Here is a 17338-nt window from a genome sequence, read left to right as displayed (position 1 = left end):
TCAAATTATTCAATAATTTAGTTGAATATATTGACGAAATTTGTTATTATAGAATTCTTCCGTGGCATCACTTCTATGTAAAGTTTGAATCGCGACAGAAGAAAAACTCAACTAAATAAGAAGTGACCGATTTTCGGCAATCAGGGGTCCGCTCACTAGAGCGATCTTGATTTTCTTTATTTAACTTTCACATGCGCCTCTCAATGATTGGCGCAATTAGATTTATATCGCCTATTAACAGAGAAAGATGACAAACGATAAAACAAAAGAATGGGTTCTAGATAATATTATCCATAAAGCAAAATTCGATATACTAAATTCAGACAATCAAGACGAGCACAGACTACAAAATTATATTACAGATAATTCGTTCATTATTACAGTACAGCTAAGAAATTACGGTGGTTATCACAACATTATCGAAGGGCAGCGCAGAGTTGAACGAGCATTTGGGAGATATCACGCTTCAACACTAAGACCTCAATGCCTTAAAACTGGGAAAGTGACGCGACGGAACAAAAAACTACAGCCAATGGCTTTCACAGCTTTCGATATCGAAGGAAGTCGTGAAAATGGTTTTCACATCAATTCGCTTTATCCTCATGCTCATGGAGCCATCTTGTTTCATGAAAGAACACTTGGGAATTTCCAAGACAATAATCGCAGGTTTCTTACCCCAGAGGGCGGATATAAGATTACTAATCCAACAGCCGATATTTCATTGATAGACTTTAAGCCGGTGCACAGCCTCTGCGACCTCGATCAATTTTTGGGCTATTCGCTGAAACTTGAACGGCACTTGAGAGATAATCGAACAAATTATGCTCCGTTCAATTTCTACCCGGCGTCGTCAATCGATTTTCCGTTTTGGAGCCGCTTTGGTGACCAACTATGATCGAGAGCTGAGGTCGCCAGTTTATCTCACCATTAGGAAGACGAATGAAATCAAATGGTTTTGGAAGTTTCAAACAAAAGATCGTTGTTCACATCGATCAAGGTCTCGCCTTGCCATTCGAAAACCATAGTAGCTTTGCCAACACAGGTACGATTGACGGACGCCACACTTTCGTTTGGTCGAGACTTTCAACCCGAAAAGGTGACGATGAGGGTGCCACTTCGCATCTCTCATCCGTATTCAAAGACATTCCAGAGAACGCTTGGCACATCGACTGGGGAAATTCACAATATTGATCTCGGAAGCAAGCGAGTTTCATCCCGTCGCCTCTGGCAAGAACGTGCAATTCCCCCCCCCCCGCGATGCCATTCTGAAAAGCTCATCTAAAGCGAGGGTCTTGAGGAACGATGAGCCCCCCGCCCGTATTTTTCTGCCCAACAACTTCGCGCTTCTTCAGTCTCGCGTTTTCGATACCGGGTGGAAAAATCGATGCGAGCTTTTGGCATGCCTTCCAGTGCTGATAATTCATATCTTTCATCCCCGTCAGAATAACAGCCATTGTAAACAACGCGTTCATCTCGTGCGCTTTCCGAGACACGGCTTGCTTATCAATCCTTGGGTCACGCTTTAAAATTTCCGCCTCATCCTTCAGGAAATCTGTTTCAGCTTTCTCCATCACTTGTTGTGACAAATAAATTGGAGATTGATTTTCTCTGGCTTTGAAGCAAGCACGGATCGAGTCGTATCCCTCATAAAGGTCCAGCAAAGCTGCGACATTGATATTGTCGTATTCGGTCATCCCCACATTCGGGGCGGCGTTGAGGGGCTGTCCCTTATCTGTCGGTGTTGTGAGGCGTTCAGTGTCAGCTCGTTTGTTTGCTGAAGCGAACGCATCGTTTGTGCCGCTCATTTCTCGTTTGTTTTCGAAAGCGCGGATATTTTCGTCAATTTCTTCATAGCAAGCATCTGAATTACCAATCGGATGCTTCGCTAACGATTCCCAGGTTCTTCCGTCGAATGTCATAGACCCAAGTGTGCATTGATCGCCATCTCGCCACGTTGCGATCAGAAGCCGACTGCGCGCGCTGTGCTTTATCGTCACCGGTCCAGATTCTTCACCACCATACGGAAAACGGAACTGCTGACCGGTCTTCAGATCACTCACAAAGGTAATCGAACAACTTGACCCGCAGCCGACTTGCGTAATCGCATATTGACCGGCGAAATTGACGCCCGCCTTCATGCCGTTGGAAATGCGAGTACGAAAAGTGGCAAAGTCGCGATCCCTTCCTTTGAAATCGGGAAGCCTGATTGGACCCTTGTGGATTTTCGACACGGGAAATCGATCCATCGACAGAAATGGTAGATCAGCACCCGAAACGACTTCGGCATCGTCCGCTTCCGACATACCCTCGTTGTCGGTAGCTTCTTCCTGAGCAACGGCGCGCTCATCCCAAAGCTCAGACATAAGGTCGTACTTTCGATCTAACTCGTCAGCGCTCAAGATTTTGACAGTAGCAATACAACGATTATAGCGAACCACTTCGACAAACCTTGTGCTGCCTTTCTGTCGATAGATCGAAACGATGCTTCCATCTTCTCGCCCAATATTCTCAGAATGAGATGCCAAATCCGCATTTTGCTGATGGATATCCGTTTCTTTAAGACAGGCAGAATGGGCGGCTATCGCTGATGCCACAATCGCAAGAAACGAAATGCCAGAGAGTTTTATAAACATCAGCAAGTCCACCAGCGGATTAAGTTTAATGGACGGAACATTTCGCCCATGATCTTCATACATCAGGCGACCTTCGGTCTGGTGAAGAGCACGAACATCCCAAGAATGATTGCCCCCAATACCCAGACAGTCAGCACCATTGCCATACCAATTCCGGTTCCGATTGCGGCTCCCGCTTGTTCCGCGCCAGTAAGCGCCCCAATGTCTTTCGTCGCCGTGTTAAATCCTGCAATAGCCCAAAATAACATCAAGGCATTAAAGCCAATGAAGGACCATTTGAATAACTTGCCAAAGAAGCCGCGCTTTGCTTTGCGTAGTTGGACACCGCAGGTTGGGCACTTGTACGCTGCATCGCTCACGCTGTTATTGCATTCTGGACAATTGATCATTGCCATTTTTCGTTCTCCTATTGTTTGGAAATGTCGGTAAATTTGAAGAGAAATTCGGGAGCCGTCATTGCGCCTCGAACGGTGATACTTTGCTCGAATAATCCGTCCGCCTCGGCACGGATAAAGTTGCCGGAGAGCTTTATCTTGTCACCAGCCGACATGTTCACGAGGGCAGCGTAAAGGGGAGTTCCCTTTTCAATCAGGGTCGAATGCACAACGTCCGAGATCGCGTTGTTCCATGTCGCCAGATCGATATTTTGCGCGACACGTACGATGACGACCGCATTGCCGTCGCTGTTGGTCTCCAACTTGCGAAGGGTGCCTAACCATCCATCGGCGCGAAGCTGCCCACCGACCGCTTTCACGATTGCCACACTACGCTCGTCTCGCAGAACACTTTGCTGAAGCTCATTTACCGCAGAGTCAAAACGGGTCTTATACTCGCTGATTGCTGCGATGAAGCTTACCTGTCGTTGTGGCAAAGGCGCGGCGGCGGACTCTATGGCTGACTTAGGTACAGCAATTTTGCTGTTGCCCTCGACCGCGCCTTTCTTTGATTCACCTGAACCAAGAATTGCAGTGAAAATCACTAATGCGGCGAAACCGCCGCCGACCCACTTCACTTTCGAGAAACGTCTGCCGTCCTTACCGCAATGCGGACATGACTTCGCCTTCACCGAAAACTGCTTGCCGCAGGCTTCGCATGCTTTCCATAAGCTATCTGATTTCACGATCCCTCTTTAGCCCCCAAATTCAACCAGTCGTATGTGCAGAAGCCCGCGCTTTTCCAGCCACGTGGTTGCTCCATATATGGGATTTTTCCATATCGGATTTTTCCATATACTTAAAGAGCCCTTTCAACCAGGAGGGCTTTTTCTTGCAAAAAACGATCTGGACAAACGGTCATCGCGCGCTCATCAATCTCATTATCGAGAAACGGAAAGCGGCTGGGCTTAAGCAAGAAGATGTAGCTAAAGCACTCGGGCAAACACAGCCTTGGGTGGCGCATCTTGAAAGCAAGGAAAGAAGGATAGACGTAGTTGAATATGTGCAAATAGCTTCAGCAATAGGATTTGATGCCGCAGAGGAATTAAAGAAGCTGATCCCCACAATCCTAGAAATAAGATAAGCTACGCTAGCTATTGCAGAAATCAGAAAATTTTCAATTTACATCACTTCTTTATAATACTGAGCCAAACCTTGAAGCCTCTGCTAAGAATATCAATTCGTACGGCGTGGGATACTTTATCATTGATATTTCTTAGTGCGGACTTGTAACGATCCGCGTCATCCGCGGACGTAAATACGGGAGTTCCCTTACCCGAAAGTTCTGTCGTTACTGCGTCGAGATACGACCTCACAAGCCTCAGAACCTCGACATCCAAAGCCCTGATGAACCAATAAAAAGCTGGAATGCTACCTGCCGAGCGGAGCATTCTATCGCGATTACCGAAAACTACGGACATTTTGTCTAAAGTTTGCATTGCGTCTTGTTTGGCAATCTCTAACTGCTGAGCCTGATTGGCTAATTCGGAAACCATTCGGTCGAGATTGACGCGCTTTGTCTCAACTGGATCACCAGCAAGTTCAAAAGCAAGAATTTTGGCGGCATTGTTCAAACTTTCCCCTCGGTCGTCTTTATAGGACGTAGAGGAAAGAAAAAACTCATGAACTGCAAGTTCCTTAATTGCTTCGGGTACACCACCGATCATGGCGTTTCGCTTCTCAGGTCCGGTAAGAACTATGCCCTTGTTCAGCCTCAGAAATAACTCTCTGATTTTTGCCGATTCGTCCGTCACTACGTGAACAATTGGCATTGGAAACTCTTCGACCCTCTCTGCAAAATCGAAAGCAATTTCAGCAACATCCTTATAATACATCCCGGCTAGCTTTAGATTTGGGTTTTCCTCAAGTACAAATGTCTCAGAAAGAGGCATGCTGTTAGACAGAAAATCAAATATCGCATTTATGCGCTGCTTGCCGTCAATGACGGCGTATCGCATTCCAGCAATGTTCAGCGGCGATTTGATAGTTGTGAAGTCTGCAAAGTACAATTTTGGCATATCATAGCCGTTTATCATTGTATCAATCAAAGCTTGCCTGTCTTCTATTCTCCAAAGACCACCCTTTCGCTGGTAGGACGGTGAAAGATCGATTTGACTACGACGGGTCAACCAATAACGCGCTGATTTAAATTGTTGATGCTGAATTTCAAACATTTGATCTTCCATGCCTACGTCGAATTTCGATTGCTAGACCTTCAAGGTCGGGGAAAATGGTGGAATACGTGATTCCATAGCTTTCGAGGTCAGACAGAATTTTGGACTTCGCATTCTTATCTATAACGGCTTGTCGGAGCACATCATTCTTGACTTTATATTGTTGCGCATAAGTTTTTTGATCTTTTGGCTCTGAGCCAAAAATAACGAACCGCCCCTTCTGTGCGTTTATCCTGGGGTTATTCATGATGCCCTGTATTGCGAGAGGCTCGCTTCTACTACTCTTTTCATTGAATGTTGGATGGTACTGCTTTATTATACTTTCATCGGTAGCAAAAATTCTTGGTGGCTCTTTGATATCATCAAGCACTATTCCATTCCAAGCGCTCGGATTTAAACACCACACAATAGCATTGTTGGCATCATTTCCTGACATTAAAGCGAAGAATAGAGCCACTAGCGGACTGGCAGTCCAGTCTAGCAGCCGAGTAGGTGCCCGATAATGCTGCATCAAAAAGAGTAAGTCCCATTGATCTCGCTTATAGGTGTCGAACAAAGGAGAACGACGCAGGAATTCATCGTAAACGCTTTTCTCCATACCCTCAATTTCGGTTCGATGTTCAGCAACCCGATTTCGATGGATGTAGGGTTCGAGCTTGTAGGACGTTGAGCTGTGCCCGCGATACCATAACTCAACGCCCGGAGGAGCTTTCGATCTGAAGCTCTCAATATATTGTATGTACTCGTTGAAGCGCGAAATCATGCCCTTGAACACCCTCCCAGATTGCGACGACATCAAACGCTAAACAACAACGAGTTGTCAATGACGATAGGCGCTGCAACTGAGAACTCATGGGAAAGAAACCGCTATATTCGCTGTAGGACGCACCACATTCACACATCGAGCTCCTTTCAACGGGTACTTAGACAATTTCGTTGCGCCAAGTGTTCAACCTCGATTGGAAAAAGCTACGAACAATGCTACGAACTTTCCAGCTTTAACCACGCTATGCCATTGAATCAGTTATGTAAAATTCACATGCTCAAACCTGTCGGGTGCGCCATTACAACGGTATCTTCGCCAGTCCCTTCACCAATATCGGCCCTGTCGGCCTGCCCGTTGGCGACCCACCTCTTTGCTCCAGTGTGATTTCGTAGAGCTGTTTGTCCTTGGGCCTTGGAAGCGATGGCGTTGCGAGTTTGACGGAGCGGTGCTCGTTCAGCAGTCCGAGGGAAACAGGGCCGGTTTCCTGGTTGGGAAGCGTCCAGACCTGCATGGTTTTTCCTTCAGGCACAACGAAGTCGGCGAGCAGACGAATGCTGGCTTGTTCGTTGCTGAAGTCCTCTACGATTGCCTGCGGTTCGCCCGCATCGTTCAGCAAAATCGCGATGACGACCGGATCGACCTCGCGCATCAGCGACCAGCCAAGACCTGCGGTGAGCAACAGCGATGCAGCCAGAGACGCAACGGCTGTTCGCTTCCAGACGTGGACACGGTTGTCGTTGGATGGGGCGGGACGCACGGGTGCTCTCTGCTGTTCTTGAGCGACGCTCAGGTCAGCATCAATCCGCTGCCAGAGCGACGCGCTCGGCATTGCTTCTTCCACGGATAGATCGAGCGGTAGAAAGCGCTCGCGACTGGCGGAGATAGCATCGCGCAGTTCCTCGTCCTTATGGCTTTCGGCCTCAACGCGTCGGCTTTCGTCGTCATCGAGAAGGCCAAGGACATATTCATCCGCCACGCGGGCCATGTCTTCCTTTGATATCGTCATGCCATGCACTCCCGAAGCGAAGACAGGCCACGTCGAATCCACGACTTCGTCGTTCCAAGCGGCACCTTCAGTCGCCCGGCGATTTCGCCGTGCGTGTAGCCGCCCACATAGGCCATGAGGATGCCCCGACGCCTCGTTTCATCCAGGGTGGAAAGACAATCGCGAAGCCTGCTGTTCTGATCCAGCCGGTGCCAGGATGTCATGATGTGTTCGACGTGCTGCGCCTCCTGCAACGTATCCAGACGGTCATCGGCGACCAGATCCTCACGCCTTCCGTCCCTGAGCATGTTGAGTGCGCGGTTGCGCACGATGGCGTAAATCCAGCCGCGAGCGGACCCGCGTTCCGGCGCGTATTGAGATGCGTTCTTCCAAATGCGGATAAAGGCTTCCTGAACCACCTCTTCGGCCAGATCGCGTCTGCGCACGATGCGTTCAGCCACGGCAATCAGCCGCCCGGCCTCCTTGTCGAAGATCAACCGCAAGCCGTTTCGATCTCCTTTGGCACATGCGTGAAGCGCTGCGCCAAAATCGTCTGCCTGTGTCTGCTTCACGTCCAAAAAGGCTCTCCTGATGACCATATCGTTTCAGAAATCATACACATGAAAGAGGGGCATGGATGCAAATCACAAAAAAATTCTAGACGGCTGCATCCAAACGACCATCCCCATGTGTCTAACCTTCAAGAGCGATGGAAAGCATCTTGCTGGCCGCCTCTTGAAACGGATTAAACACGGGAGAAAGATATGACCATCCTTCGCACAGCATCGATTGCCTCTGCCCTGCTTGCAGCAACCGCTACCTTTGCCTCGGCAGCACCCGTTCTGGGTCTAACCGGCGACAAGACACTTGTCATGTTCGATACCGAAAAACCTGCCGTCACGAAGACAATGGATGTTACCGGCGTGGACAAGCTGGTCGGCATCGATTTTCGTCCCGGCAACAAGACCGTCATCGGTGTGACGCCTGATAACACCATCGTCTCGATCAACCTCGAAACAGGTGCCGCCACCGAGGTCGCGAAAATGGACAAGCCTTTGGCCATGACACAGGCTCCTGTCATCGTGGACTTCAACCCCATGGCAGATCGCCTTCGCTACATGACCGGCACAACCAACCACCGCGTCCACCCAGATACAGGTGCAGTGACCGTCGATGGTACGCTGGCCTATGAGGACGGCGACATGCACAAGGGTGAAACTCCGAATGTCGTGGCTGCTGCCTATACCAATTCCTATGGCAAGCCCGAAAAGACGGCTATGTACAACATCGATGCAACTATCGGCGCGCTGGTGCAGCAGACAAAACCAAATGATGGAACGCTGAAGGCAATCGGCAAGCTTGGCATTGATGGCAAGCCGACAACATACGCTTTCGACATCCAGACGACTGCGGAAGGCAAGAACACCGCATGGCTGGCAGCAGACAAGACGCTCTACACCGTCGATCTGGAAACCGGCAAGGCAACCAAAACAGGTGATGTGACCGGCGTCGAGACTCCGATCCGCGCCATCGCCGTTCTCCCCGCCATGTAAGCTGGTGGAACAATGACTGGCCGGTTTCAGACCGGCCAGTTTTCTCTCAACTATTTGCCATCATTTGCGATTTTGGCTTCAAGCAATTTCGCGATGGCTTTCAGATTGCGCTTTTTACCGGCGATTTTTTCTATTGCGGCGATGGCCAGATCACTTGCCACGTAGTCCGATTTATGACCAAGATTACGCACGACAATGAGTTCTGCACCACGGATATCACGTGCCAGATGGCGTGAGTGGATTTCGGTCGAAACGACTTTGTCGGTATCGCCAGCGATGATGACCGTCGGCGCCTTTATATCACGAAATCCGGCAGACGCCGTTTTGGCCCAGGCATTGAGGCCAGCCACTTCCTGCGCATTGTGGCGAAAGGCAACGGGGCGCAGGGCCTGATAGGCCTTCGTTTTGGATATGTAGTCCGAAGGGCGTGGATTAGGCGCAAAGACGGACTTGACCGCACCGTCGATAACCAGAGCACCTGCGGCGGGCGCAATCAGCGTGCTAAACAGTACGCCAGCCACAGGCACACTGGCGGCATCATAATACCAGGAAACGCCGCCCGGCCATGGATAAAGCGCTGGCGACAGAAACACCAATCCCTCGACCATATCCTTGTGCCGCATGGCAAAAGCTGCCGTTATTGCGCCACCAAAAGAATGGCCGACGATGATCGCCTTGCTGATGCCGCGCTTTTTCATCAGCCGTGCGATGGCGTCGGCCTGCGCATCCGGCTGAATATTGTCTTTGGGTCCGACATCGGACCGCCCGTGACCTGGCCTGTCGACAAACAGGAGCGTTGCCTTGCCTTCCAGCTTGTCGCGGAACGCATATATGGGGTCATAAAGGCTGGAGCTGGCACCATGGATGAACACGATAGGCGGAAGTGTCGCACCCTTTTTTCCAGGGAGCAGAATGCTGTTCAGCTTGAAGCCACCAACATCGATTTTGATCTCGCCGGACTTGAGTGCGCTATCATTTTTTTCAGAAGCCAACGCGCTTCCCCCAAGCATCACCGCAAAGACGATACCACACATACCAACGAGATAAGACGCCATGATAACCCTGCAGTGACGAGAAAACCGTAAAAGATGAAACATTAACGCACGATGCGCCTACTCACTTTTTCGGTCACCCAGTGCCCGGCACAGGCTGAAATTGCAGACAGAAGAGAGCCCCAGATCAGATCAGCGACCGTGAGCGTCGTGGACCAGTTGGCCAGGGTCGCCTGATTGGTGAGATCGTAAGTGCCATAAGCCATGAAGCCCAACAGACCGCCATAAAGAAACGATGTGCCGAATTTTGCGGTTACCAGACCGGGGCGTACCGCGAAGAAGGTCAGACCAGCGGCATACATCAGGTAAAACAACACCGCAGGCATCAGGCGGAACTCCGTTGCCAGCATGTCGCCAAGCACCGGCCTGTAGAGAACATTTGCCATGACGCTAAGCCAGACGAAGTCAATTGCGATGAAAATGACCAACGTCGAGAAGTAGGCAACCATACGTTTTTTCATTCCAAGCCTAGCCTTTCCAATCATTACTGTATGCGAGACCAGTCAACGCCCTTGCAGATGATACCTGCCAAAACACAGCCCTTGGTCGTCATCGTATCGCCTTTTACCGAAACGGTGAGCTTGTAGGTGAGATCACGCTGCGGATCGAATGCGGTCCCGGCATATTCGCCGTCAGACGTCGGCTTGATGCTCATCACAAGTCGGTCGCCAGTTTTTTCTTTCGGTGTGCCGGGTTTGATCCACGTGTTGGTTGCGCAAATGTCCGAACCGCAGGGGGCGATCTGAACCTTCGCATTCCCATCACCCCGCGCCCACTGACCGTTGATATCGGCAGCGGACGCGCTACCGGCACAAGCGAGTACAATGCAGGCTGCATATTTCACTAAGGCTTTCATGACAGTTTCCTCCACCGCGATGCGTTGGCATCGGCTTTTGCAGAGTAGAACGATCAAGACGACATTTTGGATCACTTGTATTCGTTCGATCAATTTTAGACAGACATGAAAACCAAATTGGCTCCATCGCCGTAGTCTATTGGAAAGCACGGCCATTTGATGGGAAGAGCATTGCGATGAATTATGGATTGCTGATCGTAATCGCCGTTGGCCTCAGTCTGGCGATGACAGCTGCATGGGCCATTCAGAGAAAAACCGGTGCCAGCGGCTGGATCGATACGATCTGGTCCTTTGCGATCGGAATCGGTGGCCTTGTCGTGATCTTGGCGGCAGAAGGAACATTCGAGCGGCGCGTTGCTGCTTTTCTGATTGTTGCAATATGGTCGATCCGTCTTGGAAGCCACATCGGTTCGCGCACGAAGGGTGGTGGCGAGGATCCGCGCTACGCTAAACTGGTCGAGGAATGGGGCACCAAAGCGGGCCGCCGCCTGTTTCAGTTTCTGCAAATTCAGGCGCTCGCAGGCTTCATCCTCGTGCTGGCGGTCTATGTTGCAGCATCCAATGGCTCTGAATTTCCGGGCATTCTGGATATTGCAGGGATCATCGTCGCACTGGTGGCTTTGGGCGGCGAAGCTCTGTCAGATCGCCAGCTTGCACATTTTCGCAAGAAACCGGAGGCAAAAACTGAAGTCTGCGAGGAAGGCCTCTGGCGCTATTCGCGCCATCCCAATTACTTTTTCGAGTGGCTGTTCTGGTGTGCATGGCCATTGCTGGCGCTGACGGGTTCGTCACCATGGAGCTGGGCAGCATTGCTCGCCCCTGCCCTCATGTACTGGTTGCTGGTTCATGCCTCTGGCATTCCCCCGCTTGAAGAACACATGCTGCGATCGCGGGGCGAAAAATTTCGCTCGCTCCAGCGCCGCGTCAACGCATTTTTTCCCGGACCGAGAAAAGAGGAGGAATAACAATGAACATGCTGGCTTTTGCCATCAACACCGCCGAAAGAGCACCACTCTCCGACAGCTTGACGCTAGCCGGCATTGACTTTCTGTGCGCTCGCACAAAGCGCAAGATGGAGCGAGTCCCCTACGACGAAGAACTCGGCTTTGCGCGCAACATGGCAGATTTCCCGGTTGCCATGCACACGGATGAGGCCAATCGCCAGCATTACGAGGTGCCGGCTGAGTTTTTCTCACTGGTGCTCGGCGCGCAGCGAAAATATTCCTGCTGTTATTATCCCAGCGCCACCACCACCCTGGACGATGCGGAAACAGCGGCTTTGGCAGAAACAGTCAAACATGCAGCTCTCTCTGATGGCATGGATATTCTGGAACTGGGCTGTGGCTGGGGTTCGCTTTCGCTTTCCATGGCCCGTCAGTTTCCGAATGCTCGTATCACGTCCGTTTCCAATTCGGCATCGCAGCGCGCCTACATCGTCAGTCAGGCGGAACGCCAGGGCATCCACAATCTGACTGTCATCACCGCAGACATGAATGATTTTGCACCATCCGGCAGCTTCGATCGCGTCGTCTCAGTCGAGATGTTCGAACATATGTCGAACTGGCGCGCGTTGATGGAACGGACGCGCAGCTGGTTGAAAGAAGACGGCAAGCTTTTCATTCACGTCTTCACCCACAAGGATCGATCCTATCGTTTTGACCAGAGTGATCCGGCCGACTGGATTGCACATCATTTCTTCACCGGCGGCATCATGCCCGCACATGACCTGCCCCACCGTTTCGATGACATCTACAATGTCGAGGCTGAGTGGCGGTGGCCTGGGGATCACTACCGGCGGACGGCAATGGATTGGCTTACGAATTTCGACCGCGAATCTGCTCGGATCACGCCGATACTGCAGCAGGTCTATGGCCCTGACGCAAACCTCTGGCGTCGCCGCTGGCGCTTGTTCTTCCTGGCAACCGCCGGGCTGTTTGGCCATGACAAGGGCGCCGTCTGGGGCGTTGGCCACTATCTGCTCTCGCCCGTGAGAAGCTGACGCATGACAGAGAAGGATAGCACGCATGATCCCCTGACGGCGGCGACACTGACGGTCGCGTGGGTCATCATTCTCAACAAGCCGTTCTATCCTCTTTCCATCTGGTGGCTGGTCGGAAACGGCGTCGAGGCCTCGTTGATCAGCGTCGCCTCCATGCTGTTCTTTCTGGCCATTCCAGTTCTTGCGCGCCGGTCGTCACTTGCAGCCCGCGTCTCGTTGCCGTTAATCGGCACCATCGACACCATTTTCGAGACCAAGCTGTTCGGCACCGCCGCTGGAACCGAGCTATTCTTCGCCGCTTGCATCATGCTAGTTGCACTGTCGTTCCGGACGGGAGAAAAACTGTGGCAGATCGGCATGACGGGCTTCGTTTTGGCAGCTTTCCTGTTCACCCGCTATCTGGTTGGCGATGCGCTCTACATCTGGAGCGCGCCTGACCTTGCCAAGCTTTTCAACCTCAACGCTTTTGCCGTCGCCTGTCTCACGGCCTTTATCGCGCTTCGCTATGCTGGGATCAGTCGGGCCGATCACTCCTCCGGCACAAGACCGTCGTAGACTTCCAGAAGTGCAGCTGAAATTGCCGCCCCCAGATTGTTGGCCGCTTCGCGGATCGCATCCTGATCGCCATCCCGCGACGCTATCGCAAGTTCGGACCCTTCCTCTGCGATAATGGCCTTGGCACGCTCGATTGCCCAAAGACCGAAATCACCACGATTATCGATCGATACAGTGTCCATGTGACCCACTTCCCATCAAAATTGCCGATTACGACACCGACTTGATATATGGCGGATCACCGCGAACTGTCAAAACTTGAGAGATCATTGTCGATCAGGTACCAACCAGAAGCATATCGAAATTGGGGATCAATGCGGCGCTTTTTGCGTTAAGTCTGCGATCTCTTTGATCGAAGTAGCATGGAACGACCCGGAATAAGGAAGCATTCGACATGAGCCTGAAGTTTGGAACAAGCGGTCTTCGCGGACTTTCGCAGGATTTGAAAGGCAAGGCATCCGCCATATATGCCACGGCCTTCGCGCGACATCTTCTCGCTTCCGGACAGGCAAAAGCTGGCGATCCTATTCTGATCGGGCAGGATTTCAGAGACTCAAGCCCAGCGATTGCGCAGACCTGCATCAGCGCACTCGCAGCGGCAGGGCTGAAGCCTATCGATTGCGGCGCGCTGCCAACGCCTGCCTTGGCGCTCTACAGCCTGTCTCTCAAGGCAGCGGCCTTGATGATTACTGGCTCCCATATTCCCGCAGATCGCAACGGCATCAAATTCTACCGTCCGGATGGTGAGATCGATAAGAAGGACGAAATCGCGATTGCCGAATTCGCAAAACAGGTTGAGGCGGCAGACGTCGCCGTCAAACCTTCAACAGCCGAAAACCGTGCGGATCAAGCGAATGCGTTCTTCCTCAAACGCAACGCATCCCTCCTGCCAGAGAAATCGCTCTCCGGCCTCAAGATCGGCGTCTATCAGCACAGCACGGTTGCCCGCGACGCTTTCGTGGAGGCTCTCACACATTATGGCGCAGATGTTCTGCCGCTGGGCCGCTCTGAAACCTTTATCCCGGTGGACACCGAAGCGGTTTCTGCCGATACATTGGAAAAGCTCAAGGCATGGTCTGCTGAACACAAGCTCGACGCAATCATTTCAGCTGATGGTGACGGCGACCGCCCCTTGCTGGCGGATGAGCATGGCGTTCCCTTGCGCGGCGATCTGCTCGGCCTCATGACTGCGAATTTCTTGAAAGCAGATGTCGTGGTTACGCCGGTGACCTCCAATTCAGGCATCGAAAGCAGCGGCGATTTCGAGGTTCTGCGCACGAAAGTCGGATCTCCCTTCGTGATCGCGGGCATGGAAGAGGCTCTATCAAAGGGCAATAAGGGCGTGATCGGCTTCGAAGCCAATGGTGGTTTTCTGACGGCCTCCCCCTTCACGCTGAATGGCGAGATGGTTTCCGCCCTGCCGACCCGCGATTGCTTCTTGCCTCTGCTCGCCGCCTTGAAACTCGCAGCCGAACAGGAAAAACCGATGTCCGAGATCGCCGCTGCCTACAAACTCCCGGTCGCCGCCGCAGACCGCCTGCAAGATTTTGCGCAGGAAAAGAGTGCCGCCCTGATGGAGCATCTGCGCTCCTCACCCACCAATCTCGAAAACTTCCTCAAGCCCGTCGGTGCGGTCAAAGAAACCAGCGATATCGATGGCCTGCGGGTCACGCTCAGCAACGGCAACACCATCCACTTCCGCCCCTCCGGCAATGCCCCGGAAATGCGCTGCTATGTAGAAGCGGCCAATGAAGATGAAGCCGAAGCGCTGCTCAACAAGGGGCTCGATCTCATCCGCAATTTCGGCTGAAATGTCTTTTAGGTGCGGCGAAGCGAATTGCCGCACCTGCCTTTCCCTGTTGCACTTTTCTTTATGAATCGGCAAAACCGACGGGAAATGGAGACTGCACGCGGTGTCGGACGAAACCATCACGCTTTATGAGGCCATCGGCGGTGAGACCACCGTCCGCGCACTGACCAGCCGTTTCTACGAATTGATGGATACTTTGCCCGAAGCCTCCCGCTGTCGCGCCATCCATCCACCCGACCTGTCCAGCAGCGAAAGCAAATTTACCGATTATCTGCTCGGCTATCTCGGTGGACCACCTGTTTATGTCGAGAAATACGGTCATCCCATGCTGAGGCGACGGCATTTCGTTGCCCCCATCGGCGCTGCGGAGCGCGACGAGTGGTTGCTGTGCTTCCGCCGCGCAATGGATGAAACCATCGAGAATCCCAAGCTTCGCGACATTATCTGGACGCCAATAGAACGGCTCGCATTCCACATGCAAAATCAGGAAGACACCGCATCATGAGCAAGAGCTGGCTGCGTCCGACAAGCCTTTTCCTCTCCGGCCTTCTGGGTGCCGGCGGCGTGGCGCTGGCAGCAGCGGCGACGCATACGGGCGCGACGCAACTGCTGGGCAACGCATCCACCATGTGTCTTGCCCATGCACCCATTCTTCTGGGCATCTACGTAGGCTGGGAGCGTATTAAAACCGCAGCACCGGCAGCGATCTTGCTCGGTGTCGGAACCGTGCTTTTTACAGGCGATCTCATTTCACGCCATTTCACCGGCAGCGGCGCGTTCCCCATGGCCGCCCCCATCGGCGGCGTCGGCATGATCCTGGGTTGGTTGGCGCTGGCCGCCGCCGCTTTTTTCAAAACGGCGCGCCTGTAGCCATCAATTCGCGGCTGCGCGGTCATTCATAGTCTGAAGCGCACGCTCAAGGCTGGATTTGCTGCCGTTGCGCAGCGGAATGAATGTCTTGCCGAACTTTTTGCAGCCAGACTTCACCCGCAAACACGCATCGTGGCTGATACAGTCGATGGGACAAAACACGCAATCCACTGATGGAAGCAGTGTATCGATGCGTGAAACCGCTTCACGCAAGCCCCCATCGTGGTGAATGAGTTCAGCATCGAAGTTGCTGGCAATTTGGCGAAGATGGGCAACCTGACAATCACGCCCGCCGACATAGAGAAAGCTTCTCGGCCCGGCGGGGGCAGCGACTTGTGCGACGGGTTGCGATGCCTGCTGCGGGCGATTGTCCCGCTTTCCGTTTCGCTCCGCCTTCTTCTTGTCCTTGCGCGCCATGCCTTACCTCATCATCAAAAACACTCCCTGAACGATCAGGTTGGTGCCACGTTAATAAAGATGAGTTTTAGAGTAAAGTATAAAGTTGATTATTTAGATCATGTTTTTCTCAAAGGTACCGGATTTATCCCCAGGCCACCCATGAACAGCTGTTCCAGAAAGCGGGCGGCGTCCTCAAATCGCCCCTCACCCGAATTGCCTTCACCTAAAACGGAGCGCACCTGCACGTCGAAATCCGCGTAGTGTTGCGTTGTTGCCCATATTGAGAAAATCAGATGATAGGGATCGCAAGCCGCAATCCTCCCCGCCTTGGCCCATGTTCGGATGACCTCGGCCTTCTCATCCACCAGCCGTTTCAGTGGCCCCTTCAATTCGTCTTCAACGTGCGGGGCACCCTGCAACACTTCATTGGCAAACAGTCGGCTTTCGCGCGGATAGTCACGCGCCATTTCCAGTTTGCGGCGGAGATAGGAGCGGATTTCCGTTTCGGGATTACCCGTAGCATCGAAGGCACGAAGCGGGTCCAGCCAGGTGTCCAGCACACGTTCGATCAAGGCACGGTGCATCGCTTCCTTGGTGCGAAAATAATAGAGAACATTCGGTTTCGACATACCCGCGACATCGGCGATCTGATCAATCGTCGTGCCACGAAAGCCATTTGCCGAGAAAACATCGAGTGCAGCCTCGAGAATGGTCTCTTCTTTCTCCTCCTGTATCCGTGTTCGCTTCTGTGTTTTCGCCGCTCTGGGTATGGGCATGAAAGGTCTCTGTCTGTTTTAAATGCAGTTTTCGGGCAGAATGGGCAAAAAATAGCCGATGATCAAAGCTCAATCAGAAAATACCGCTTTACACGGGAAAAATCCCTCGGTTTCTTTTACGGGCCAAAGCTGAATTTCACAATGTTTACCAGTCGGTCAAATTATGGGCCGTCGATTTCAGAAAGCATTTTGCCACTTCCTCACGGAACGGCACGCCCCTTGCATCATGACGATCAAAACAGGTGAGGAAAAGACTGGCATGCCGGAAACACCCGCGAAAGAACAGACACCCGGGGAAAATCTGACCATTAATGGCAACCGTCTGTGGGACAGCCTGATGGACATGGCGAAGATCGGCCCGGGCATTGCTGGCGGCAACAACCGCCAGACCTTGACCGATGAAGACGCTGAAGGCCGAAATCTCTTTAAGCGCTGGTGCGAAGCAGCGGGCATGAGCATCGGCGTCGATACACACC

General features: G+C 52.3%; 23 protein-coding genes and 1 pseudogene. 11 read left to right on the top strand and 13 right to left on the bottom strand.

The features are described 5' to 3' along the window. Positions 1-247 precede the first annotated feature (247 nt). Positions 248-895: a hypothetical protein gene (locus tag ATO67_RS23035; RefSeq protein WP_158667339.1), complete on the top strand. Its 648-nt coding sequence runs from the start codon at positions 248-250 to the stop codon at positions 893-895. Positions 896-939: 44 nt separating this feature from the next. Then, positions 940-1191: a hypothetical protein gene (locus tag ATO67_RS03925; RefSeq protein ID WP_067644668.1), complete on the top strand. Its 252-nt coding sequence runs from the start codon at positions 940-942 to the stop codon at positions 1189-1191. Between the two features lie 83 nt (positions 1192-1274). Here ATO67_RS03925 and ATO67_RS03920 read toward each other — a convergent pair whose 3' ends face one another. The 3 genes from ATO67_RS03920 to ATO67_RS03910 are packed head-to-tail and all read right to left on the bottom strand — an operon-like array spanning position 1275 to position 3753. Then, positions 1275-2696, bottom strand: a complete 1422-nt coding sequence (locus ATO67_RS03920) for a hypothetical protein (protein ID WP_067644665.1) — start codon at positions 2694-2696, stop codon at positions 1275-1277. After that, positions 2696-3028, bottom strand: coding sequence for a zinc ribbon domain-containing protein (locus ATO67_RS03915; protein ID WP_067644662.1), 333 nt, complete (start codon positions 3026-3028; stop codon positions 2696-2698). The genes ATO67_RS03920 and ATO67_RS03915 overlap by 1 nt, the downstream gene beginning before the upstream one ends. An 11-nt stretch (positions 3029-3039) precedes the next feature. Further along, positions 3040-3753: an FmdB family zinc ribbon protein gene (locus tag ATO67_RS03910; protein ID WP_158667338.1), complete on the bottom strand. Its 714-nt coding sequence runs from the start codon at positions 3751-3753 to the stop codon at positions 3040-3042. A gap of 146 nt (positions 3754-3899) precedes the next feature. On the opposite strand from ATO67_RS03910, the gene ATO67_RS23450 reads away from it, so the two are divergent. Continuing rightward, complete coding sequence (locus ATO67_RS23450) at positions 3900-4151, top strand: helix-turn-helix domain-containing protein (protein WP_067645580.1); 252 nt, start codon at positions 3900-3902, stop codon at positions 4149-4151. A gap of 43 nt (positions 4152-4194) precedes the next feature. Here the strand turns inward: ATO67_RS23450 and ATO67_RS03900 are convergent, their stop codons facing one another. From ATO67_RS03900 to ATO67_RS03885, 4 genes are all read right to left on the bottom strand, one after another. After that, on the bottom strand, positions 4195-5241 hold the full coding sequence (locus ATO67_RS03900) for a DUF262 domain-containing protein (protein WP_067644656.1): 1047 nt from the start codon (positions 5239-5241) through the stop codon (positions 4195-4197). Continuing rightward, a complete protein-coding gene (locus ATO67_RS03895) occupies positions 5234-6004 on the bottom strand; it encodes an FRG domain-containing protein (RefSeq protein WP_067644653.1) in 771 nt (256 codons plus the stop codon). The genes ATO67_RS03900 and ATO67_RS03895 overlap by 8 nt, the downstream gene beginning before the upstream one ends. A 301-nt stretch (positions 6005-6305) precedes the next feature. After that, positions 6306-7013, bottom strand: a complete 708-nt coding sequence (locus ATO67_RS03890; protein WP_067644650.1) for an anti-sigma factor — start codon at positions 7011-7013, stop codon at positions 6306-6308. Next, positions 7010-7570 carry a sigma-70 family RNA polymerase sigma factor gene (locus ATO67_RS03885; RefSeq protein WP_425352180.1) on the bottom strand — a complete coding sequence of 187 codons (561 nt, stop codon included), beginning with the start codon at positions 7568-7570 and terminating at the stop codon, positions 7010-7012. The genes ATO67_RS03890 and ATO67_RS03885 overlap by 4 nt, the downstream gene beginning before the upstream one ends. A 186-nt stretch (positions 7571-7756) precedes the next feature. On the opposite strand from ATO67_RS03885, the gene ATO67_RS03880 reads away from it, so the two are divergent. Next, positions 7757-8545 (top strand): DUF4394 domain-containing protein, encoded by a 789-nt coding sequence (locus ATO67_RS03880; RefSeq protein WP_067644644.1) that lies wholly within the window; start codon positions 7757-7759, stop codon positions 8543-8545. A 50-nt stretch (positions 8546-8595) separates the two neighbouring features. On the opposite strand, the gene ATO67_RS03875 is transcribed toward ATO67_RS03880, so the two are convergent. The 3 genes from ATO67_RS03875 to ATO67_RS03865 are packed head-to-tail and all read right to left on the bottom strand — an operon-like array spanning position 8596 to position 10453. Further along, on the bottom strand, positions 8596-9600 hold the full coding sequence (locus tag ATO67_RS03875) for an alpha/beta fold hydrolase (RefSeq protein ID WP_067644641.1): 1005 nt from the start codon (positions 9598-9600) through the stop codon (positions 8596-8598). 41 nt (positions 9601-9641) lie between these two features. Then, positions 9642-10058: a DUF2177 family protein gene (locus ATO67_RS03870; RefSeq protein WP_067644638.1), complete on the bottom strand. Its 417-nt coding sequence runs from the start codon at positions 10056-10058 to the stop codon at positions 9642-9644. A 23-nt stretch (positions 10059-10081) separates the two neighbouring features. Beyond that, positions 10082-10453: a DUF2147 domain-containing protein gene (locus ATO67_RS03865; RefSeq protein WP_067644635.1), complete on the bottom strand. Its 372-nt coding sequence runs from the start codon at positions 10451-10453 to the stop codon at positions 10082-10084. Positions 10454-10629: 176 nt separating this feature from the next. On the opposite strand from ATO67_RS03865, the gene ATO67_RS03860 reads away from it, so the two are divergent. The 3 genes from ATO67_RS03860 to ATO67_RS03850 are packed head-to-tail and all read left to right on the top strand — an operon-like array spanning position 10630 to position 13007. Further along, positions 10630-11418, top strand: a complete 789-nt coding sequence (locus ATO67_RS03860) for a DUF1295 domain-containing protein (protein ID WP_067644632.1) — start codon at positions 10630-10632, stop codon at positions 11416-11418. A 2-nt stretch (positions 11419-11420) separates the two neighbouring features. Further along, positions 11421-12452 carry an SAM-dependent methyltransferase gene (locus tag ATO67_RS03855; protein WP_067644629.1) on the top strand — a complete coding sequence of 344 codons (1032 nt, stop codon included), beginning with the start codon at positions 11421-11423 and terminating at the stop codon, positions 12450-12452. A 3-nt stretch (positions 12453-12455) separates the two neighbouring features. After that, positions 12456-13007: a hypothetical protein gene (locus ATO67_RS03850; RefSeq protein WP_067644626.1), complete on the top strand. Its 552-nt coding sequence runs from the start codon at positions 12456-12458 to the stop codon at positions 13005-13007. On the opposite strand, the gene ATO67_RS03845 is transcribed toward ATO67_RS03850, so the two are convergent. Next, a complete protein-coding gene (locus tag ATO67_RS03845; protein ID WP_067644623.1) occupies positions 12980-13189 on the bottom strand; it encodes a hypothetical protein in 210 nt (69 codons plus the stop codon). The genes ATO67_RS03850 and ATO67_RS03845 overlap by 28 nt on opposite strands. Before the next feature lie 212 nt (positions 13190-13401). On the opposite strand from ATO67_RS03845, the gene ATO67_RS03840 reads away from it, so the two are divergent. The 3 genes from ATO67_RS03840 to ATO67_RS03830 all read left to right on the top strand — a co-directional run bounded on the left by ATO67_RS03840 (position 13402) and on the right by ATO67_RS03830 (position 15687). Then, positions 13402-14817, top strand: coding sequence for a phosphomannomutase (locus tag ATO67_RS03840; RefSeq protein WP_067644620.1), 1416 nt, complete (start codon positions 13402-13404; stop codon positions 14815-14817). 103 nt (positions 14818-14920) lie between these two features. Continuing rightward, positions 14921-15322 (top strand): group II truncated hemoglobin, encoded by a 402-nt coding sequence (locus tag ATO67_RS03835; protein WP_067644617.1) that lies wholly within the window; start codon positions 14921-14923, stop codon positions 15320-15322. Then, positions 15319-15687, top strand: a complete 369-nt coding sequence (locus ATO67_RS03830; RefSeq protein WP_067644614.1) for a DUF423 domain-containing protein — start codon at positions 15319-15321, stop codon at positions 15685-15687. The genes ATO67_RS03835 and ATO67_RS03830 overlap by 4 nt, the downstream gene beginning before the upstream one ends. A gap of 3 nt (positions 15688-15690) precedes the next feature. On the opposite strand, the gene ATO67_RS03825 is transcribed toward ATO67_RS03830, so the two are convergent. Continuing rightward, positions 15691-16104 carry a DUF2325 domain-containing protein gene (locus tag ATO67_RS03825; protein WP_067644611.1) on the bottom strand — a complete coding sequence of 138 codons (414 nt, stop codon included), beginning with the start codon at positions 16102-16104 and terminating at the stop codon, positions 15691-15693. 98 nt (positions 16105-16202) lie between these two features. Next, positions 16203-16862, bottom strand: a complete 660-nt coding sequence (locus ATO67_RS03820; RefSeq protein ID WP_067644608.1) for a TetR family transcriptional regulator C-terminal domain-containing protein — start codon at positions 16860-16862, stop codon at positions 16203-16205. Positions 16863-17121: 259 nt separating this feature from the next. On the opposite strand from ATO67_RS03820, the pseudogene ATO67_RS23445 reads away from it, so the two are divergent. Next, positions 17122-17338, top strand: a pseudogene (locus tag ATO67_RS23445) (hypothetical protein); the annotation flags it as partial.

The sequence above is a fragment of the Agrobacterium bohemicum genome, assembly GCF_001562555.1.
GTDB lineage: Bacteria > Pseudomonadota > Alphaproteobacteria > Rhizobiales > Rhizobiaceae > Agrobacterium > Agrobacterium bohemicum.
The sequence above is the reverse complement of the archived record's forward strand: the minus strand, read 5'-3'. Positions and strand labels throughout refer to the sequence as shown.